The organism is Modestobacter sp. VKM Ac-2986 (assembly GCF_026967795.1).
Lineage (GTDB): Bacteria > Actinomycetota > Actinomycetes > Mycobacteriales > Geodermatophilaceae > Modestobacter.
Genome location: NZ_JAPVBH010000007.1, coordinates 158,591 through 178,610 on the forward strand (window position 1 = coordinate 158,591; position 20,020 = coordinate 178,610).

Annotated in this window: 19 protein-coding genes; 5 read left to right on the top strand and 14 right to left on the bottom strand. The window is 73.0% G+C overall.

Going from position 1 to position 20,020, the window contains the following annotated elements; all coding sequences use genetic code 11:
• Positions 1 to 19 precede the first annotated feature (19 nt).
• From O2W14_RS17800 to O2W14_RS17855, 12 genes are all read right to left on the bottom strand, one after another.
• Positions 20 to 973, bottom strand: a complete 954-nt coding sequence (locus tag O2W14_RS17800) for a ketopantoate reductase family protein (protein WP_269177457.1) — start codon at positions 971 to 973, stop codon at positions 20 to 22.
• A complete protein-coding gene (locus O2W14_RS17805; RefSeq protein ID WP_269177458.1) occupies positions 970 to 1,809 on the bottom strand; it encodes an alpha/beta fold hydrolase in 840 nt (279 codons plus the stop codon). The genes O2W14_RS17800 and O2W14_RS17805 overlap by 4 nt, the downstream gene beginning before the upstream one ends.
• Positions 1,800 to 3,503: a DUF885 domain-containing protein gene (locus O2W14_RS17810; protein ID WP_269177459.1), complete on the bottom strand. Its 1,704-nt coding sequence runs from the start codon at positions 3,501 to 3,503 to the stop codon at positions 1,800 to 1,802. Before O2W14_RS17810 ends, O2W14_RS17805 begins: the two co-directional genes overlap by 10 nt.
• 19 nt (positions 3,504 to 3,522) lie before the next feature.
• A complete protein-coding gene (locus O2W14_RS17815; RefSeq protein WP_269177460.1) occupies positions 3,523 to 4,236 on the bottom strand; it encodes an SDR family NAD(P)-dependent oxidoreductase in 714 nt (237 codons plus the stop codon).
• Positions 4,229 to 5,131, bottom strand: a complete 903-nt coding sequence (locus O2W14_RS17820; protein ID WP_269177461.1) for a MurR/RpiR family transcriptional regulator — start codon at positions 5,129 to 5,131, stop codon at positions 4,229 to 4,231. Before O2W14_RS17820 ends, O2W14_RS17815 begins: the two co-directional genes overlap by 8 nt.
• A 31-nt stretch (positions 5,132 to 5,162) precedes the next feature.
• Positions 5,163 to 6,086 carry an isoaspartyl peptidase/L-asparaginase family protein gene (locus O2W14_RS17825; protein ID WP_269177462.1) on the bottom strand — a complete coding sequence of 308 codons (924 nt, stop codon included), beginning with the start codon at positions 6,084 to 6,086 and terminating at the stop codon, positions 5,163 to 5,165.
• Positions 6,083 to 6,919 carry a M55 family metallopeptidase gene (locus tag O2W14_RS17830; RefSeq protein ID WP_269177463.1) on the bottom strand — a complete coding sequence of 279 codons (837 nt, stop codon included), beginning with the start codon at positions 6,917 to 6,919 and terminating at the stop codon, positions 6,083 to 6,085. Before O2W14_RS17830 ends, O2W14_RS17825 begins: the two co-directional genes overlap by 4 nt.
• The gene (locus tag O2W14_RS17835) at positions 6,916 to 7,959 is read right to left on the bottom strand and encodes an ABC transporter ATP-binding protein (protein WP_269177464.1); all 1,044 of its coding nucleotides are present in this window, start codon (positions 7,957 to 7,959) and stop codon (positions 6,916 to 6,918) included. Before O2W14_RS17835 ends, O2W14_RS17830 begins: the two co-directional genes overlap by 4 nt.
• Entirely contained in the window at positions 7,956 to 8,993 is a 1,038-nt protein-coding gene (locus O2W14_RS17840) for an ABC transporter ATP-binding protein (protein WP_269177465.1), read from the bottom strand. The genes O2W14_RS17835 and O2W14_RS17840 overlap by 4 nt, the downstream gene beginning before the upstream one ends.
• A gap of 2 nt (positions 8,994 to 8,995) precedes the next feature.
• Positions 8,996 to 9,877: an ABC transporter permease gene (locus O2W14_RS17845; protein WP_269177466.1), complete on the bottom strand. Its 882-nt coding sequence runs from the start codon at positions 9,875 to 9,877 to the stop codon at positions 8,996 to 8,998.
• Positions 9,874 to 10,833: an ABC transporter permease gene (locus O2W14_RS17850; protein WP_269177467.1), complete on the bottom strand. Its 960-nt coding sequence runs from the start codon at positions 10,831 to 10,833 to the stop codon at positions 9,874 to 9,876. Before O2W14_RS17850 ends, O2W14_RS17845 begins: the two co-directional genes overlap by 4 nt.
• A gap of 84 nt (positions 10,834 to 10,917) precedes the next feature.
• The gene (locus O2W14_RS17855) at positions 10,918 to 12,489 is read right to left on the bottom strand and encodes an ABC transporter substrate-binding protein (protein WP_269177468.1); all 1,572 of its coding nucleotides are present in this window, start codon (positions 12,487 to 12,489) and stop codon (positions 10,918 to 10,920) included.
• 259 nt (positions 12,490 to 12,748) lie between these two features.
• Between O2W14_RS17855 and O2W14_RS17860 the strand changes: the two genes are divergently transcribed.
• Positions 12,749 to 13,669: a succinylglutamate desuccinylase/aspartoacylase family protein gene (locus tag O2W14_RS17860; protein ID WP_269177469.1), complete on the top strand. Its 921-nt coding sequence runs from the start codon at positions 12,749 to 12,751 to the stop codon at positions 13,667 to 13,669.
• A gap of 13 nt (positions 13,670 to 13,682) precedes the next feature.
• A complete protein-coding gene (locus O2W14_RS17865) occupies positions 13,683 to 14,894 on the top strand; it encodes a metal-dependent hydrolase family protein (protein ID WP_269177470.1) in 1,212 nt (403 codons plus the stop codon).
• A gap of 54 nt (positions 14,895 to 14,948) precedes the next feature.
• Here O2W14_RS17865 and O2W14_RS17870 read toward each other — a convergent pair whose 3' ends face one another.
• Positions 14,949 to 16,316, bottom strand: coding sequence for an HNH endonuclease (locus tag O2W14_RS17870; RefSeq protein WP_331253608.1), 1,368 nt, complete (start codon positions 16,314 to 16,316; stop codon positions 14,949 to 14,951).
• Between the two features lie 314 nt (positions 16,317 to 16,630).
• On the opposite strand from O2W14_RS17870, the gene O2W14_RS17875 reads away from it, so the two are divergent.
• The 3 genes from O2W14_RS17875 to O2W14_RS17885 all read left to right on the top strand — a co-directional run bounded on the left by O2W14_RS17875 (position 16,631) and on the right by O2W14_RS17885 (position 19,231).
• Complete coding sequence (locus O2W14_RS17875; RefSeq protein WP_269177471.1) at positions 16,631 to 16,834, top strand: hypothetical protein; 204 nt, start codon at positions 16,631 to 16,633, stop codon at positions 16,832 to 16,834.
• 104 nt (positions 16,835 to 16,938) lie between these two features.
• Positions 16,939 to 17,949 carry an alcohol dehydrogenase catalytic domain-containing protein gene (locus O2W14_RS17880; protein ID WP_269177472.1) on the top strand — a complete coding sequence of 337 codons (1,011 nt, stop codon included), beginning with the start codon at positions 16,939 to 16,941 and terminating at the stop codon, positions 17,947 to 17,949.
• Between the two features lie 31 nt (positions 17,950 to 17,980).
• The gene (locus O2W14_RS17885; protein WP_269177473.1) at positions 17,981 to 19,231 is read left to right on the top strand and encodes an MFS transporter; all 1,251 of its coding nucleotides are present in this window, start codon (positions 17,981 to 17,983) and stop codon (positions 19,229 to 19,231) included.
• A 9-nt stretch (positions 19,232 to 19,240) separates the two neighbouring features.
• Here the strand turns inward: O2W14_RS17885 and O2W14_RS17890 are convergent, their stop codons facing one another.
• A complete protein-coding gene (locus O2W14_RS17890; RefSeq protein WP_269177474.1) occupies positions 19,241 to 19,933 on the bottom strand; it encodes a maleylpyruvate isomerase family mycothiol-dependent enzyme in 693 nt (230 codons plus the stop codon).
• Positions 19,934 to 20,020 lie beyond the last annotated feature (87 nt).

Consider the following 20,020-nt stretch of genomic DNA (forward strand, 5'->3'; position numbering starts at 1 on the left):
GGTTCCTCTCGGGAGTGGGTCAGAGCGAGGCGGCGTAGGCGGCGAGCTCGTCGAGGTTGGCCACCTCGTTGACCCGGCGACCCTGCTCGATGTCGTGCACGATCTCGCCGATCTTGGAGAAGATCGGGCCGTCCAGGTCGCGCAGCATGCTGTCGATCTCGGTCTTCCGCTTCCGGACGACGAGGTCGCGGTGGATGCCGCTGTACTGCTTGGCGCTGCGCCGGTTGAAGGCGGCCAGCCGGTCCAGCGAGCCCTCCAGGTCGGCGGGGTCGAAGCCGTCGAAGCTCTCCACCGGCACCGGCGCCTGGGCGAGCACCTCGCGGGCCAGGGCGACCATAAGCGGCTGGTACGCGGGCCGTTCCAGGCTCTCGGCGATGGTCAGGTCGGAGACCGCGCCGGCCCACAGCATCGCGCCGTAGGCCTCCTTGCCCCACAGGTAGCCGAGCACGTTGGCGGTCGGCTGGGCGTAGGGCAGCAGCGCCGCCAGCTCGCGCACCCGTGGGGTGATCTCCCCGCCGGCCAGCTCGCCGACGTGGAACGCGGCGACGTTGCCCTGCACGATCCGGCCCGGGCCGAGGTAGTCGGCACCCACGTTGATGAAGCTGGAGATGACGCGCTCGGCGCCGAGCACGTCGACCAGGACGTCGGCGGTGAGCCCGTTCTGCACGGTGAGCACGAACCCGTCCGGCGCCAGCCGGTCGCGCAGCAGCTCGGCGGCGGCCGGCGTGTGGTGGCTCTTGACCGCCACGACCGCCCGCTCGATGACGTCGGGCAGGCCGTCGGGCGTCACGGCCGGGACCCGCACCGTGAACTCGGCGACCGGGCCCTCGATCGACAGCCCGTGGGCGTTGATCGCCGCCACGTGCTCCGCGTCGACGTCGCAGAGCAGGACGTCGCCGCCGGCCCGCGCCACGTGCGCGCCCAGGGTCCCGCCGATGGCGCCGGCGCCGATGACGACCAGGGGCCCGCTCACGCGAGGACGACCCGGTCGAGGAAGCTGCGCATCGTCGACTGGAACAGCTCGCGCTCCTCGTTCTGCGGCGAGTGCCCGGACTCCTCGAACACCACCAGCTCGGCGTTGGGCAGCAGCGACGCGATGGTCTCCGAGGAGCTGACCGGGGTCACCCAGTCGTAGCGGCCGACGGTGACCAGGGTCGGCGCGGTCACCGCGGGGAGGTCGGCCTTCACGTCGTAGGAGCCCCAGTTGTGCTGGAAGCACCAGTTGTGCGCCTCGTGCCGGTAGTACCCGGCCTCCACCGCGGCGGCCGACTTCTCGGCGTCGTAGTCCTTGTCGTACAGCGGGATGAGCTCGCTCCACAGCTGCTTGAGGTCGGCGTCGTCCCGGGTCTCGCCGTGCCAGTAGCGGTTGAACCGCTCCCAGTCGATCTCCACCCGGTCCTGGTTGCGGGCGTTCTCGAAGGCCAGCTCGAGGTTGCTGCCGTCGGCGGAGGTGTCGCGCAGGACCATCGCCTGCACCCGGCCGGGGTACCGGACGGCGTACTCGAGGGCGATGAAGCCGCCGTAGGAGCCCCCGGCCACCACGATCTGCTCGGCACCCGTCCACTCGCGCAGGCCCTCGACGTCGGCGGCCCACTGCTCGTGGGAGTAGGGCTCCACGCCCTCGCTCGTGCCGCAGCCGCGGGCGTCGAAGACGACGACCCGGAACCGGTCGGCCAGGGTGCCGAAGGTGGACCGGGGCTCGGCGAGGGAGCCGATGCCGCCGCCACCGTGGTGGGCGATGAGCACCGGCCCGTCCTCGGGGCCGGTCACCTCGACGGTCAGCCGGGCGCCGTTGACGGTCAGGTCCATGCGTGCTCCTCTGCAGGTGCCAGACCGGCGGTCCAGCGGGTGATGACGTCGTCGAGCACCGGCAGCGGCAGCGCGCCGCCGCCGAGGACGGCGCCGTGGAAGCCGACGAGGTCGAAGCGGTCGCCGAGGGCGGCGGTGGCGCGCTCGCGGAGCCGGACGATCTCGCGCTTGCCGATCACGTAGGCCAGCGCCTGGCCCGGCCAGCAGATGTAGCGGTCGACCTCGCTGACCACGTGCTCGCGGGTGGTCGCGGTGTTGTCGAGCATGAACTGCACGGCCTGCTCGCGGGACCAGCCGAAGGCGTGCACCCCGGTGTCGACGACCAGCCGGCAGGCCCGCAGCGAGGCGAACGACAGCATGCCCAGCAGCGCGACGTCGCCGCTGTAGAGCCCCATCTCCTCGGCCAGGGACTCCGCGTACAGCCCCCAGCCCTCGTTGAAGCTGCACGCCTCGACGTCGAGGTGCTGGCGGTAGCGGGGCAGGTCGAGGGTCTGGGCGGTGGCCAGCTGCAGGTGGTGGCCGGGCACCGACTCGTGAAAGGCCAGCGCCTCGTACTCGAACCGGAAGCGCTCGGTGGGGTGGGTGGCCAGCAGCACGTGCGCGCCGGGGCGGCTGCCGTCGACGGCGGGCGGCCGGTAGTAGGCCATCGCCGCGCCCGCCGCGTCGACCGGGTCGATCTGCTCGATCACGCACGGGGGGATCTCGAAGTGCGGGAACCAGTCGTCCTGCACCGCCTGGGCGCGCTGCAGCGCCTGCTCGGCGACCTGGACGATCTGCGCGCTGGTCTCGAACCGCAGTGCAGGGTCGGTGCGCAGCCGCTCGGCGATCTCGGCGAAGGTGCCCACGCCCAGCGCCCGGGCGCCGATCTCCAGCCAGCGCGGGCGCAGCTCGGCGAGGGTGTCCAGGCCGATCTGGTGCACCTGCGCCGGGGTCAGGTCGGTGGTGGTGTGCCGGGCGACCGCGTCGACGTAGGCCGCCTCGCCGCCGGGGACGTGGCTGATCCCGACGTCGTCGTCGGGCCGGGCGCCGGGCAGCAGCGCGCGCAACTGCTCGACCAGCACCGTCATCGCCGGGCGCACGTCCGTGCGGATCGTCTCCCGGGCGCGCTCGCGCAGTGCCGGGTCGGCCTCGGCGGTGGGGGCGAGTAGCGCGTCATCGTCCAGGTCGCGGGCGAGGTGGCCGGTGAGCTGGCCGATCGCGTGCTCGATGCCCAGCCGGGTCGAGACCCGGCCGGCGGCCGCCTCCTCGGCGTACCGCTGGGCCAGCGCGGTGAAGAACGCACCCAGCCCGGCCAGCCGCGACTCGTACCGGGCGGCGGACCCGGCGTCGGTGATCGTCATCGCCGGGACCGCCTGGAACACCAGGCCCTGCCGGCTGACGTAGCCCTTGGCCGAGGCGTTGGCCGCCCACAGCGCGTGGTGGGCGTCCCGGCCGGCGCCGCGGGAGAGCACGGTGAGCACCCCGAGGTCGACCCGGCCGGCGTCGTCGAGCTCGCCCGCGTCGATCGCGGCGATCTCCGCGTCGAGGGCGGCGAACGCCACCGCCGCGGCCTCGCTGGCCGCCCGGCTGGGGTCGCCGGCCAGGCCGTCGAACTCGGCGATGCCGAGCAGGGTGGCGTTGTAGGGGTCGTAGGTGTGCTGGATCCGGAAGTACCGCTCGCCGAGCTCGACGAGCCTCGCTGCTGCCTGCGTCATGGTCCCTGTCCCGATCGGTCTAGAAGAGTGAGTGGCCGCCGTCGATGGACAGCGTCTGGCCGCTGACCCACCCGGCCGCGGGGACGGCGAAGAACAGCACCCCGCGGGCGATGTCGTCCGGCGTGCCGGTGGCCCGGACGGCGATCCGCTCCAGCAGCGCGGCCTGCCCGTCGGGGCCGTAGCTCTCCCACTGCGCCTGGGTGGTGGGGTTGGACAGCACGAAACCCGGCGCGATGCAGTTGACGGTGATGCCGTGCGGGCCCAGCTCGTGGGCCATCTGCCGGGTGAAGCCGATCTGCGCAGCCTTGGCCGAGGCGTAGGCCTGGATGCCGGTCAGGCTCACGCTGCGGCCGGCGCCGGAGGAGATGACCACGATCCGGCCGTACCCGCGGCGCTTCATCGAGCGGGCCGCGGCGCGGGTGCAGTTCATCGTCGTCCGCAGGTTGGCGTCGACGACGGCGTCCCACGCGGCGTCGGTGAGCTCGTCGATCGGCACGTGGGTCTGCCCGGTCACGCCGCCGGCGTTGTTGACCAGCACGTCGACGTCGCCCACGGAGGCGAAGAAGTCCTCGACCTCGGCGGTCACCGACAGGTCCACGTTGTTCTCAGCTGGCGCAGCCCGGTCGACCTCGTGCACGGTGGCCCCGGCGTCGCGCAGCGTGCGGGCGATGGCCTGCCCGATGCCCTGCGCGGTGCCGGTGACCACGGCGACCCTCCCGTCGAGCTCACTCATCGCGATCCTCCTCGTCCTCGTCGTCCTCGTCGTCGGGTTCGGGTCCGGCCCGGAAGGCGCGGTGGATGACCACCGACTCCTCCCACTGCCGCATGCGGTCCAGCCCCGCGGTGCCGACCTTCTGGAAGACCCCCTCGACCAGCGCCTCGACCAGCACGACGAGGGCGGCGAAGGAGTCGAAGGGCACGCCGTCGACCGGGACCGGCAGGACGACGTCGGCGTCGTCCGCGGCCGGGGACAGCTCCTCGTCGGTGATGACCAGGACCGAGGCACCCTGCTGCTTGGCCAGCGCCGCCAGCCGCTTGGCCGGCAGCTCGTGCCGGCGCAGGTCGAAGATGACGGCGACGGAGTCCCGGCCCATCGACAGGTACCGGCCGATGTCAGCACCCAGCGGCTCGTGGGCCAGCTCCACGCCGGGCACCAGTTGGTCCAGCTGCAGGGCCAGGACCTGCCCGACGAAGCGGGAGAAGTAGCCGCCGCTGACCACGATGCTGCGGGCCGGGCCCGCGAGCAGCGCCACCGCCGCGTCGAACTCGCTCGGCGGGACGGTCGTCGTCAGCCGTTCCACCAGGCCCAGCCGCTGGGTGACCGAGCGGGTGAACAGCGTTCCGTCGCCGTCGGCGCTGAGCCGGTCGGCGGCCCGGCTGACCGGTGAGTTCAGCCGCTGGGTGACCTCCTCGCGCAGCCGCTCCTGGAACTCCGGGTAGCTGCCGATGCCGATCCGGGCCACCAGCCGCAGCACCGTGGGCGTGCTGGTGCCCGCCGTGCGGGCCAGCGTCGCCGCGCTGGCCAGCCCGGCGCTCGGGTAGTTGGCCAGCAGCGAGCGGGCCACCTTCTTCTCCGCCGGCGTCAGCTCGTCCATCCGGTCGAAGACCTCGTCCCTGATGGGTGTCATGCCCGCTCCCCCGTGTGCACGCCCGGCCCGCTCAGGTGCGGACCACGAGGCGGTCGCCGTCGTGATAGGCAGCGAACATCGCCGGGGAGTTGTGCGCGACCACGATCGAGCCGTCGGCGCCCACTACGATCAGCCCGCCGGTCGCCCCCCGCGGGGCGAGCTCGGCGGCCACCGTGCCGGTGATCGCCTCGGCCAGGCCCACACCGAGGTAGCGCACCCGGGCGGCGACGTCATGGGCGACCACGCCCTGGATGAACGCCTCGCCCTCACCGGTGCAGGAGATCGCACCCACCCCGTCGCGGGCGTAGGTGCCGGCCCCGACGACCGGGGTGTCCCCGATCCGGCCCTCGCTCTGGTTGACCATGCCGCCGGTGGAGGTCGCGGCCGCGACCCGGCCGTGGACGTCGACGGCGACCGCGCCCACGGTGCCGTGCCGGGAGCCGGCGAGCAGCCCCTCCTGCACCCGGCGCAGCTGCTGCTGGCGGGCCGGCGTCGTGAAGTGGTCGGGGGTCACCGTCTGTAGGTCCCAGCCGGCGATCCGCTCGGCGGTGGGCGCCATCAGCAGCACCGCCGGGGTCTCCTCGAGCACCTTGCGGGCGGCGTGGACGGGGTTGCGGGCGAACTGCGAGGCCGCCACCGCTCCGGCCCTGCCCTCACCGGTCATCACGCAGGCGTCGAGCTCGGCGGTGCCCTCGGAGGTGAGGGCGGCGCCGCGGCCGGCGTTGAACAGCGGGTCGTCCTCCAGGCACTCGACGGTCGCGCAGACGGCGTCCAGCGCGCTCCCGCCGGCGGCGAGCACCGCGGCACCGGCCTGGTACGCGGCGGTCAGCCCCTCGGTGTAGGTGCCGGCCTCCTCCAGGGAGAGCTCCTCGACGCGGCCGCCGGCGCCACCGTGCAGGGCCAGCGCCCAGCCGCTGGCGGCGGGGGCGACCTCGAACAGCTGCACGTCGCTCACCGGCCACCGGCCTGACGGGTGATGTAGTTGACCGCCACGAAGGAGCGGAAGACCGCGAGCAGGTCCTCCCCGGACATCGCCACGGTCCGCTCGGCGATGCGCTCGACGCCGCGGGCCCAGGTGGCCACCTCGGCCATGTCGCCGGTCTGCACGTCCAGCTCCAACGTCGCCGGCCGGGTGATCCCCGGTGTGCCCACCGCTCCCCCGGCCACCCGACGGGCAGCCTCCTCGGCGCCCTCCCGGATCAGCCGGCAGGACTCGTCGGGATGCAGGTTCGCGGAGCTGAACCGGGTCAGCGACTCCTTGGTCACCACGTGCACGCCGCCGGGGGCGAAGGCCGCGGTCTGCTCCCAGGTCACCGCGTCCCCGGACAGGAAGGCGATCGGCACGCCGAAGTGCTCGGCGACCAGGGCGTTGATCCCGCTCTCGCCCACCTCGACGCCGTTGACGCGCGCCGCGGCGAACACCTCGGGGTTGTAGGTGTGGCTCAGCGTGGAGGGTTGCCCGGAGATCGAGCCGTGGTAGCCGACGAGGAACGCCGCGTCCACGGTCTCGTCCAGCCCCTGCATCATGTACAGCGGCTTGTGCCGGCCGGCGATGTAGCTGGCGTTGCCGGCCACCGCCCGCGGGTCGAGATTGGCCATCGTGCCGTGCGAGTCGTTGAGCACGACCTCGGTCGCACCGCCGGCGATCGCGCCCTCGATGGCGGCGTTGACCTCGGCGAGCATCAGCTGGCAGCCGAGGTCGTAGCGCGCCCCGCCGCTGGGGCGGCACTGGTCCCAGTCGACGACGCCGGCGACGCCCTCCATGTCGAAGCTGATCCAGATCTTCATGCGTGCTCCTGCGGGGCGTTGGGGACGGGGATGTCCGCCAGCTCGTCGGCCTTGAGGCAGGCGCTCTCGTGCGCGCGGCCGACGGTGAGCAGCGGCGGGTCGTTCTCACGGCAGACCTCGCTGGCCAGCGGGCAGCGAGGGTGGAACCGGCAGCCGGCCGGGACGTCGTAAGGGCTCGGCGGCTCGCCGTCGAGCTCGAAGCCGTCGTTGACGCTGGTCTCGGTCATCCGCGGGATGGAGTCGATCAGCGCCCGGGTGTAGGGGTGCCGCGGCGCGGAGAACAGCGCACTGGTCTCGGCGACCTCGACGATGCGGCCCAGGTACATGACCGCCACCCGGTCCGCCAGGTGCTGCACGACGGCCAGGTTGTGGGCGATGAACAGGATGCTCAGGCCCAGCTCGGAGCGCAGCGTGGCGAACAGCTCGAGGATGGTGGCCTGCACGCTGACGTCCAGCGCCGACACCGGCTCGTCGGCGATGAGCACGTCGGGCCGGACGGCGAGCGCGCGGGCGATGGCCAGCCGCTGCCGCTGGCCGCCGGAGAACTGGCTGGGGTAGGCGCCCAGCACGTCCTCCTCCAGGCCGACCAGGTTCAGCAGCCGCACGCTCTCCGCCCGCACCTCCGACCGGGGCACGATCCTGTGCAGCAGCAGCAGCTCGCTGAGCATCTTCCCGACGGTGATCCGCGGGTTGAGCGAGGAGTAGGGGTCCTGGAACACCATCTGCACCCGCCGGGAGGACTCCTTGTCCCGCCGGGCCGGCGCGGGCTGCCCGGCGACGGAGACCTCACCGCTGGTCGGGGTGGCGCTGCCGACCAGGATCTTGGCCAGCGTCGACTTGCCCGACCCAGACTCCCCCACCAGCGCGAGGACCTCCCCCGGGCGCAGGTGCAGGTCGATGCCGTCCAGGGCCTTGAGCGCCACCGACGGCCCCGACGTGAGCCGGGACAGCCACGAGCTGTGCCCGCCGTAGCGCTTGGTCAGCGCGCTGACCCGCAGCACCGAGGGCTCCAGGGTGGGCTCCTGCACGGCGGTGCTCATGCCAGCACCTCGTCCAGCCGGTCGCTCTCGAAGCAGGCGGCGAGCCGCCCGGGGGCCACCTCGGCCAGCGGGGGCACGGCTTCGGTGCAGTGGGCGCGGACGTAGCCGCAGCGCGGGGCGAACGGGCACCCCGCAGGCCGGTCGGAGACGTTGGGCGGGAAGCCGGGGATCGGCACCAGCGCGCGGTCGGGCCGGTCGAAGTCGGGGGCGGACTCCAGCAGGCCACGGGTGTAGGGGTGCCGCGGCTGGCGGAAGGTGTCCTTGACCCGGCCGGACTCCACGATGTGCCCGGCGTACATGACGGCCAGCTCCGAGCAGGTCTGGTTCACCACGGCCAGGTCGTGGGTGACGAAGACCAGCGAGGTGCCGGTGTCCTCGCACAGCCGCTCCAGCAGCCGGAGCACCTGCAGCTGGACAGTGACGTCCAGAGCGGTGGTCGGCTCGTCGCACAGCAGCAGCCGCGGGCCGCAGGAGACGGCCATCGCGATCATGATCCGCTGCCGCAGCCCGCCGGAGAGCTCGTGCGGGTAGGCCCGGGCCCGGCGGGCCGGGTCCGGGATGCCGGTGCGGGCCATCATCTGCACGGCCAGGTCCCCGGCGGCCTTCGCCGACAGGCCCAGGTGCCGGCGCGGCCCCTCGGCGATCTGGTCACCGACCCGCATCACCGGGTTCAGCGCCGTCATCGGCTCCTGGAAGATCATCGCGATCTCCGGGCCCATCAGCGCCCGCCGCTTCTTCGCCGGCATCCCGAGCAGGTCGGCGCCGTTGTACTCGACGGCACCGGACAAGACCTCGACCGGCTTGGGCAGCAGCCCGGCGATGGCGCGCAGGGTCAGCGACTTGCCCGACCCGGACTCCCCGACGATTCCCATTCGCTGCCCGGGGTCGACGTCGAAGGACACGTCCTCGACGATCCGTACCGGCCGGCCGGTGGAGCGGACACCGACGGACAGGTCGTGCACCCGTAGCAGCGGGACGCCGGTGGCCAGCGGTTGGTGCCCGCTGGCGGTGGCACCGGTCTGGACGGTCGACATGGTCACTTCCTCCGCTCCGGGGACAGCTGGTCCGACAGCCCGTCGCCCAGCAGGGAGAGCCCCAGGCTGGTGACCACGACGGCGAGACCCGGGATGGTGGCCTGCAGCCACTGGGTGGTGATGAACTCCTGGCCGTCGAGGATCATCGAGCCCCACTCGGCGGTCGGCGGGGCGATGCCCAGGCCCAGGTAGCCCAGGGTGACGATCGCCAGGATGTCCATGACGATGTCGCTCATCGCGTAGATGAGGGCCTGGCTGAGCACGTTCGGGCCGATGTGCCTGACCAGGATCCGGGTGTGCGACATCCCGCCGAGGCGCGCGGCGACCACGTAGTCCTGCTTCTTCGCCACCAGCAGCTCGCCGCGCATGATCTTGGCGTAGGAGACCCAGGAGACCGCGGCGATCGCCAGGTAGATGCTGCTCTCGCCGGCGCCCAGGATGAAGACCAGCGCGATGACCAGCACGTAGAACGGGAAGGCGAAGAAGACGTCGACGACCCGCATCACGAGGGTGTCGAACCAGCCGCCGAAGTAGCCGGCCAGCGCGCCGAGGACCGACCCGATGACGAACGGGATGAGGACGGCGAGGAAGCCGATCCGCAGGTCGACGCGGGCGCCGTACAGCAGCCGGGTGAGGATGTCGCGGCCGTACTTGTCGGTGCCCAGCCAGTGCGCGGAGCTCGGTGACTCCAGCGCGTGCGCCAGGTCCTGCTGGATCGGGTCGTAGGGCGTCAGCCAGGGCGCGAGCACGGCCGCCAGGACCAGCAGGCCCACGATGACCAGCCCGGCCATCAGCGTGCCGTTGCGGTACCAGGCGCGCAGCGAGCGCGACCGGGCCGGCCGGCGCATCGCCCTGGTCGCGGTCGCGACCGCGACGGTGGTCATGCGCGCTCCTTGCTGGAGAGGTCGACCCGCGGGTCGATGGCGGTGTAGACGACGTCGGTGAGGATCCCGACGACGATGACGAACAGGGCCACGAAGAGGGCCACCGCCTGGATGGTCGGGAAGTCGCGGGTGAAGATCGCGTTGATCATCAGCGAGCCGAGGCCCGGGATGGCGAACACCTTCTCGATGACCAGCGAGCCACCGACGAGGTAGCCGAGGTTCACGCCGATGATCGACACGGTCGGGATGGCGGCGTTGCGCAGCACGTGGCCGCGGAAGAGGGAGATCCCGGCGGCGCCCTTGGACCGCGCCGTCCCCACGTAGTCCGAGCCCAGGACGTTGATCGTCGAGGCGCGCAGGCTGCGGATCGTGGTCGGGCACATGGCGATGGCCATCGTCAGCGCCGGCAGGAACAAGTAGTAGGGGTGCTCGGCGGCGGTCATCCCGTAGCCACCGACCGGGAAGGCGCGGGCCTTCACCCCCAGCAGCAGGATGAGCATGATGCCGACCCAGAACTGGGGCATCCCCTGGCCGAGCAGGGTGAACACCCGCACGACCATGTCCGGCAGCCGGCCGGGGGCCGAGGCCGCCAGCGCCGCGAGCGGCACGCTGATCACCAGCGACAGCACCAGCGCGAAGGCCAGCAGCGACAGGGTGATCGGGATGGCGTCGAGCACCAGCCCGGACACCGGCGCCTGGTAGGTCAGGCTCGTCCCCAGGTCACCGCTGAGCAGGCGCTCCAGGAACAGGAAGTACTGGTCCCACAGCGGCTCGTCCAGGCCGAGCTGGGTGTTGAGCGCCGCGACGCGCTCGGGGGTCGCCGACTGGCCGAGGATGGTCAGCGCCGGGTTGCCGGGCAGCAGGTGGACCATGAAGAAGACCAGGAGCGTCACCCCGAAGACCACCGGGACCGACTGGAGCAACCTGGCCGGGACGAACCGGAACCGGTCGAGCACGCGCGCACCTCCTCACTGCGAGATCTCGCTCAGGACGGGACCGGGGGTGGCGCCGCCGGTCGACGGCGCCACCCCCGGCGGGGATCACGAGGTCTTGTAGACCCCGGCGAGCGGGTAGTTGCCGAGCGGCGTGACGGCGAAGCCCTGCACCTTGGTGCTCATGGCGTAGGCGTACGGCGAGTAGTAGAGGTAGGCCGCGAAGCTGTCCTCCGCGACCTGCGCCTGCAGCTGCTCGTACAGGTCGGCGCGCTTGGCGTCGTCGGTCTCGGCCTGCGCCTGCTTGTTCAGCGCCACGACGTCGGGGTTGTCGTAGTAGGTGTAGGCCGAGTGCGAGCCGCCCTCGGGGTCCACCGCGAACGACGTCCACTGGTCGGGGTCCGGGATGTCCATCGTCCAGCCGCTGATGATCATGTCGAAGTCACCGGCGTTGCGGGCCTGCTTGACCGCGGTCGGGTCGAGGGTCTTGATCTCCAGGTCGATCCCGATCTCCTTCAGCTGCGCCTGCATGATCTGGGAGACCGAGGCCTGGTTCGGGTCACCGGCGTTGATCAGGATGCTGGTGGCGAACCCGTTGGGCTGCGAGGACTCCGCGAGCTCGGCCTTGGCCTTCTCCAGGTCCAGCTGCGGGGCGTCGGGGTTGGCCGCGTAGAACGGCGTCCCGGGCGAGAGCAGGGAGTCCGCGGCCTGGCCGTTGCCGTACAGCACGGTCTTGACCATGGACTCGCGGTCGATCGCGTAGCTGATCGCCCGGCGCACGTGGACGTCCTCGAAGGGCGTCTTCTGCTGGTTGAAGGCGATGTAGTCGATGCGCGTGGAGGGGAACGCCGTGGCCGTGACGCCGGGGGCGGTCTTCAGCGACTCGAAGCTGGACCAGTCCGGGAACTCGTCGACGTCGACCTGGCCACCCTGCACTTGCAGCTTGCGGGTGTTGGCGTCGGGGACGACGGTCCAGGTGACGCTGTCGAGGTACGGGCCGTCCTCGCCCCAGTAGTCGGGGTTCTTGGTCAGCTTGAGGTACTGGCCCTTCTTCCACTCGTTCCACAGGAAGGGGCCGGTGCCGACGGGGGCCTCGTAGAACTCCTCGACGGTCTTGCCGCCGTAGTCGGCCGGGATGACGCCGTTGCTGAAGAGCGCGAGGTCGGCCAGCAGCGGGGCCCAGGCGTACTTGAGCGTGATCGTGACGGTGGAGTCGTCGGTGGCTTCGACGGTGTCGATGGCGGCGTTGACGAAGCCCCAGCCGTCGGCGCCGGTCTTGGTGTTCTCGTCGATCGAGAACTTCACGTCCGCAGCGGTCATCGGGGCGCCGGTGGAGAACGTCACGCCCTGACGCAGCTTGATCGTGTACGTCAGCTTGTCGTCGGAGACGGTGTAGTCGGTGGCCAGCAGCGGCGTCACCTCGCTGCCGTCCGCGCTGACCGTGAACAGCGGCTCCATGATCTGCTGCATCACGTAGATCGAGTTGTTGTCGAACGTCGTGGTCTTGTCCATCGCCAGGATGTCCGCGGCGCGGGCGATCGTGAGGTCACCGCCCTCCACGGGTCCGGAGCCGGCCGCTGCGCCGCCGCTGGTGCTGGTGCTGCCGCCGCCACAGGCGGTGAGTGCGACCGCGGCGGCCACCGCGATCCCTGCGGACCTCAATCGGGTTGCACGTGTCATGGACTGCCTCATCGTTCGGACCGCCGCAGCGGGGTGGGGTGGGGACTTCCGGGACAGCGGAGCACCGCTCCGCCGTCCGGCCGGGCGTGCTCGGGACCGGTCGGGACGGCGCTGGGAGGTGCCGCGGGAGCCGTCGCGAGCGGCGTCCCTCGGCTGTAGTGATCGTTACAGTAGGAGCCGAACATTACCCCGTCGTTACGTTTGGAAAGTGACCTGGCGCACGCTTTCGTTGCCGTATCGCAACCTGCACGATGCGGTCATGGAGCGGATGAGCCTCACGCTGGACGACCTGCCCGGACCTCCCGTCGAGGTGCCGTACGCCGCGGCCACCGGGCACGAGGAGGGGCCGCACCTGACCCTCGTCGCGGGCGTGCACGGCGCGGAGTACACCGGGATGGCCGCGCTGCTGCGGCTGATCAGCACACTGGACACCACGCGGCTGAGGGGCCGGCTCACCGTGGTGCCGGTGCTCAACCAGCCCGCGTTCTGGAGCCGGACGCCGTTCGTCGTCCCGGCCGACGGGGTCAACCTCAACCGCAGCTTCCCCGGCGACCCGGCCGGGGAGTACACGGCCGCGCTGGCGCACGGACTGTTCGAGGCGTTCATCCGGCCCACCGACGTGCTGGTCGACCTGCACGCCGGCGACCTGCCTGAGGCCCTCGAGCCGTTCTGCTTGTACGAGGAGTCGGCGGTGCAGGAGCGGGCTCGCGAGCTCGCGCTCGTCTACGGCACCGGCCACGTGGTCCGGCAGACCCGGGCCGCACGCACCGTGGGCGGCAGCACCAGCGCGGCGGCGGCCGACATCGGCGTCCCGGCGATCACCGCCGAGATCGGGTCGAACGGCATCTGCGACGCGGCGTCGGTCGCCGGCCACCGGCAGGGCGTGCTCAACGTGCTGGCGTCGCTGGAGATGCTGCCCGCGGACGTCGCCGTCCCCGTTCCCGCACCGGTCGAGCACGAGGGGTGGGTGTGGGTGCGCACCCCGGTGCGCGGCTTCTGGCAGGCGTCGGTGGCGGTGGGTTGGGCCGTGCGCACCGGCGACGTGCTCGGCGTGCTGCTGGACCCCTGGGGCGCCGAGGTGCACCGGGTGGTGGCCCCGGCCGACGGGGTCCCGCTGTTCCTCACCTCCAGCCCGGCGGTGGACGCCGACGGGCTGCTGCTCGGCCTCGCCCGGGCCTGAGAGGGTGCCGGTCATGCGCATCCGCCACGTGTCCCTCGTCGACGTCGCCGCCCGCCGGACGGTGCCCGACCAGCTGATCGCCTGGGACGGCGACGTGCTCACCACCGTGGCACCCGACGACGACGCCCCGCTGGAGGCCGGGGACGTCGACGGCCGCGGGCTGTTCGCGCTGCCCGGGCTCATCGACTGCCACGTGCACGTGACGTCGCTGTCGGCCGACGAGTGGGCCGACTCCGGGCACCCGGCCAGCTACGTGGCCGCGCACGCGACCCGGGCACTGGCGGCGATGGTGCGACGGGGCTTCACCACCGCCCGGGACGCCGGTGGGGCCGACGCCGGGCTGGCCCGCGCGCTGGACGAGGGCGTGCTGACCGGTCCGCGGCTGTACACCTGCGGCAAGGCGCTGTCGCAGACCGGCGGACACGCCGACCTGCGCCCGCGCGGCCGTGAGCTGTGGGACCCGCACCCCGACGTCCCGGGCATCGGCCGCATCGTCGACGGCGCCGACGACGTGGCGCGGGCGGTGCGGGAGCAGGTCCGGCGTGGGGCGAGCTTCGTGAAGCTGATGCTGTCCGGCGGGGTGACCAGCCCGACCGACTCGGTGGACGGCGTGCAGTTCTCCGACGCCGAGGTCCGGGCCGCGGTCGAGGAGGCCGGCCGGCTGGGCGTGTACTGCGCCGGGCACGCCTACTCCGGCGCCGCGGTGCAGCGGGCGGTGCGGCTGGGGGTGCGCACCATCGAGCACGGCAACCTGATCGAGGCCGCCGACGCCGAGCTGATGGCCGAGGCGGGGACCTTCCTGGTGCCGACCCTGAGCACCTACGCGGTGCTGGCCGAGCGCGGGCCGGAGTTCGGCCTCCCGGCCGACAGCACGGCCAAGCTGGCCACGGTCGCCGACCGGGGAGCTCAGGCGGTGGAGACCGCCGCCGCGGCCGGGGTGCGGATAGCCCTGGGCACCGACCTGCTCGGCCCGATGGCCGCCGAGCAGAACCGCGAGTTCACCCTGCGGGCCGCGGTGCAGGACTCGTGGGACGTGCTGGAGAGCGCGACGCTGGTGGGCGCCGAGATGCTCGACGCGACCGGCCGGCTGGGCGTGCTGGCACCGGGTGCGGCCGCCGACGTCCTGCTCTGCCGCACCGACCCGTCGCTGGACGTGCGGACGCTGTCGCGGCCGGCGGAGACGCTGGCGATGGTCGTGAGCCGCGGCCAGGTGGTCGTCGGCTGACCGACGGCACCACGGACACAGCGGCACGACGACGTGCGGGCACGTGGCCCAGCCTCAGGCCAGCAGCGGTCCGATGAGGATCTCGGTGCCGTCGGGTCTCCAGGTGCGCCATCGATGCCCCGGTGGCGCACCGTCGTCGCGGGCGACCCGGAACCCGTGGTGGACCTTGGTGTGGTGGCGTTCGCAGAGCAGCGCGGAGTTGTCCAGCGACGTCTCGCCGTCGTTGATCCACTCCACGAGGTGGTGGACGTCGCACCAGTGCGTCGGTGCCCCGCAACCGGCGAACACGCAGTGCCCGTCCCGGTTCTCCACCGCCTTCCGCAGGTGCGGTGGCACCACCCGGTGCGTCCGCCCGACGTCCAGCGGGAGCCCGTCGGGACCCAGCACGATCCGGGTGACCGTCGAGTCACACGCGATCCAGCGGGCGCGGGCCGCCGACAGTGTCGCGCCGAACCCGGTGTGCGCAGCCTCCGGGCCGGTCGCCGGGTCCACGAGGTCCTCGACGTCGATCGTCACCACGACGTGCGGCTTGACCGTCCGCAGCACCGGCAGGTTCCCGGAGGCGAGCTGGTTGTCGGCCAGCTGCACCAGCGCATCGGCGTTCTGCTGCGAGCGGGTGCGGTCGTCACCCTTCGGCCGGTCGGCCTGCACGATCGACTCCACCGCCGTCGCGACCTTCTCCCCAGCCACTGGGTCCAGGTGACCGCCGAAGTCCCAGCCGTGCTCACCCTTGGACATCCAGAACCGGCGGCCCTCAGTCGGATCAGGTTCGGGCCCGTCAGGGTCGACACCGGCGGCGTAGGTGGCAACGAACTCGGCCAGCTTCTCGTGCGTCTGGGTCGCTGCCACCAGCGCCATCGCCCCGTCGACCTCGGCCATGTCATGGCCCAGCGCCACTGCCGTTGCCAGCCGTGCCGGCGTGAGCTTGCGGCCGATCTCGACCACCTTCGCCGACGTCACCGACCCCTCGGATGCGGCGGCCGCCACCTGGGGCATGCGCTCCCCCACCCGGCCGGCCCGCACGAACCGCTCCGCGTCGCCCTTCGACAACAGCCCGTGCCCGATGAGCCAGGACTGCATCGACTTCAGCCCGTCGCGTTCCGGCGCTTGGGTCAACTCGCACTCGCGCACCGTCCGGGCGATCTCCGCCGACAGCTGGTTGTGGGCCTGCAGCAACGGGACCAGCCGATCCAGCAGCTGACCGCCGAACAACGCCTTCAAGTCCTCGGCGCCGAGGGCGTCCAGAGCCGACCGCAACTCGCTCACAGACACCCCGTTCGCCGTTCGAACACCTGTACGGATCCTACCGCCGGAGGGAGGCTGCTCAAGACGAAAGCGCAGGTCAGAGGACTTTCCACAGATGTCGACAGAGCCTTGACGGCGAGCTGGCAGCGACTGCCGCCCGACGGCCAGCAGCGGCACCTCGTGGACGCGAGTGCCGAACTCACCAGCTCCCGTGGCGCAGGGCGGCAGCGGATCAGCGCGCGCAGCCAGCAGCCGTCCTCGCGACCTGTTCCGACATGCTGCGCAGCCGCCCCCGGTGCCCGAGAGGACTGCAGCCAGCCGCCCCCAGGCGCGGGCCGGAGTCCGTCCTCGTGGGCAGCCCCCACGCGGAGCGACGTCCGAAGGGGTGCACGATCAGGGATCCCAACGCGGGGCGGCGTCCGACGTGCTGCACAGCCGCTCGCCGACCCGACCGGCCACGGCGTCCCGAGCCCGCCCGGCACAATCGCCCGGTGACGACCGACCCGGTGATCTGCTCGGCGAAGGGCTGCCGCGAACCGGCGGACTACCGGCTGATCTGGAACAACCCCAAGCTGCACACCCCCGACCGGGAGAAGGTCTGGGCCGCCTGCGCCGAACACCGCGACTCCCTCTCCGACCACCTGTCCGTGCGCGGCTTCCTCCGTCGCGTCGACCCCCTGGTGCAGCCCGAGTAGGTTCGCCCGAGCACACGGGAGCCCGGGCGCGGGCTGAGAAGGCGGACGACCCCCGCCGACCGTCCACACCTGATCCGGTCAGTACCGGCGGAGGGAGCTGCCCGATGCTCGCGGCGCGCTTTCACGGAGCCCACCAGCCGCTCGCCCTGGACGACGTCCCGGTGCCCGAGCCCGCCCCGGACGAGGTGCGCGTGCGGGTGCACGCCGCCGGCGTCTGCGGCACCGAGCTGCACTTCACCGACGGCCTGTACGAACCGGCGAGGACGCCGATGACGCTGGGCCACGAGGCCGCCGGCGTGGTCGACGCCGTCGGGTCGGCTGTCACCGGCTGGGCGCCCGGCGACCGGGTCGCCGTCTACTACTACCTGTTCTGCGGCAGCTGCCGCTGGTGCCTGCGCGGCCGGCAGAACCTGTGCCTGACCCCGCGCGGCGTGCTCGCCTTCGCCGCCGACGGCGCGTTCGCCGAGCAACTCGTCGTCCCGGCGCACTGCCTGGTCCGGCTGCCCGAGGAGGTGTCCTTCGACGCCGCCGCCCCGCTGTGCTGTGCCGGGACGACCGCGGTGCACGCGCTCACCGAGGCCGACGTCGAGCCCGGTGAGGTGGTCGTGGTGCTCGGCAGCGGTGGCGTCGGGCTGGCCGTCGTCCAGGACGCGCACCGGCGCGGGGCGACCGTGATCGCGGTCAGCCGGGACGCCGCCCGCCGGGAGGCCGCGCTGCGCTCCGGCGCCACCGCCGCGGTCGCCCCCGCCGACGCCGCCGCGGCGGTGACCCGGCTGTCCGGTGGCCAGGGCGCCGACGTCGTGGTCGAGCTGGCCGGGGTGACGGCGACGCTGGAGCTGGCCACCAGCGTGCTGGGCCGGCGCGGGCGGCTGGTGCTGGTCGGCTACAGCGCCGACTCCCTGACCGTCAGCCCGCTGGGCATGGTGGTCGCCGAACAGCGGGTGATCGCCAGCGTCGGAAATACGCTGGCCGAGCTGGAGACCGCCGTCTCCCTCGCCGCGAGCGGCCAGCTGACCCCGCCGGTGGCCGCCACGATGCCGTTGTCCCAGGTCAACGATGCGCTCGACCGGCTGCGGGCCGGCGAGGTGACCGGGCGCCTGGTCCTGCACCCCTGACGCCGCGGGGGTCGTGCCAGGATCGACCCCCGTGGCCAGACGCAACAGCAAGGCCGACCCCCTCCCCCGCGAGGTCGGCGTCCTGGCGATCGTGGCCTTCGTCGTCGCCCTCGGCTTCGGTGTCGTGGCCCCGGCCATCCCGCTGTTCGTCCGCGACTACGGCGTCGGGACGACGGCGGTCGGCTTTGCGATCAGCGCCTTCGCCTTCTTCCGCTTCCTGTCGGCCTTCGGCGGCGGGGCGCTGGTCGAGCGGCTCGGGGAACGGGTGGTGCTCGCCGCCGGGCTCGCGATCGTCGCGGTGACCAGCGGGGCGGCGGGGTTCGCCGGCAACTTCCCGCTGTTCGTGGCCCTGCGGGCGGCCGGCGGCATCGGCAGCGCGATGTTCACCGTGGCCGCGCTGTCGCTGCTGCTGCGCACCGCCCCGGCGGCCCACCGCGGCCGGGCCGCGGCGACCTACCAGGGCGGCTTCATCCTCGGCGGCATCGCCGGCCCGGCCGCCGGCGGCTTCCTCGCCGAGATCTCCCCGCGGGTTCCGTTCTTCGTCTACGCGGCGTTCCTGCTGGTCGCCGGCAGCGTCGCGCTGGTGCTGCTGCGGCCTGCGGCCCTGCCGCCGGTCGACCCGCCGGTGACCCCGGGCGTCGACCAGGGCGGTGGCGGCGAGCCCTCCACCGCTGCGGTGCCGCCACCCGGCACGGACGGCGGCGGGCTGCGCGCGGCGCTGCGGTCGCGGGCCTACCTGGCCGCGCTCGTGGCCAACCTCGGCGTGGGCTGGGTGCTGTTCGGGGTGCGCAACTCCCTGGTGCCGCTGTACGTGACCGAGGAGCTGGGCAAGACGGTCGCCTGGGCCGGCGCGGGCCTGCTGGCCGGGTCGGTGGCCCAGGCGCTCGGGCTGCTGCGCGCCGGGCGGCTGTCGGACAACTGGGGCCGCCGCCCCTCGCTGCTGGTGGGCAGCGGGCTCGCGACCACCTCGATCGCCGTCCTGGTGCTGCCGCCGACCACCGCCGCCTTCCTGCTCGCGATGGCCGCGTTCGGGCTGGGCGCCTCGTTCCTGGCCAGCGTGCCCGCCGCGATCGTCGGCGACGTGAGCCCGGCCAAGGGCGGCAAGGCGGTCGCGGTGTTCCAGATGGTCGCCGACCTGGGCGCCGTCGCGGGCCCGCTGGCCGCCGGCTGGCTCACCGACACCTATTCGTTCCAGGTGGCCTTCGCCGTCAGCGCGGGCGTGCTGGGCCTCGGGGTCCTCGCCGCGCTGGCGATGCCCCGCACCATCACGCCCGCCACCTGACCCCCGGCGTCAGGCCCAGGGGGCCAGGGTGGGCAGCGGGCCGTCGGCCTGCAGCCCGGCGCCGTCGCTGCGGCCGGTGATCCAGGCCGCCACCTCCGGCAGGGTGCCCGCCACGGCCAGTGCGCCGGTCCCCCACTCGCGGTCGCCGGCGAACAGCGCCACGTCCGGGACGGCGTCGCGGGCGTCCCACTGCCGGAACACGTCGTCGACGACCGCGGCCAGCACGTCGTCCGGGACGTCGGCGAAACCGATCCCGGCGTCGAGGTCGACCGTGTGCACCCACACCTCGCGGGCCCGCAGCCACGACAGCTCCGCGGCCGGCAGCACGTGCCCCTGGCGGGTCCGCACCTGCGCGGCCCACGCGTGCTCGGGCAGGTCCCGGACGGCCCCGGCCAGCCGCTGGGTGGCCGCCAGGACGGCGGCGCGCAGCTCGAGCGGCGACAACGCGGCGGTCTCCGCGATGTGCGCGTCACGGGCCTCGTCGGAGGAGTAGGCCGGCGTCTCGACCCCGGTACGGGCCCAGGTCAGCAGGTTGACCATGGCGTCGGCGTTGCCGGCCAGGTGGGCGAGCACGTGCGCGCGGGTCCAGCCGGACAGCAGCGACGGGCCGGTCAGCTCCTCGTCGGTGAGCCGGCCCAGCGCCGTGCCCAGGTGCTCCTCCCCCTGCCGCCACCAGTCCAGGTACTCGGTCGGCGCGGTCATGGGATCTCCTCGGGTCACGGGTCGCGGACGCCCCACCCTGCCGTGTCGGACCGGTCGTGGCGAGCGGAGTCCGTGCGGCTTCCGATG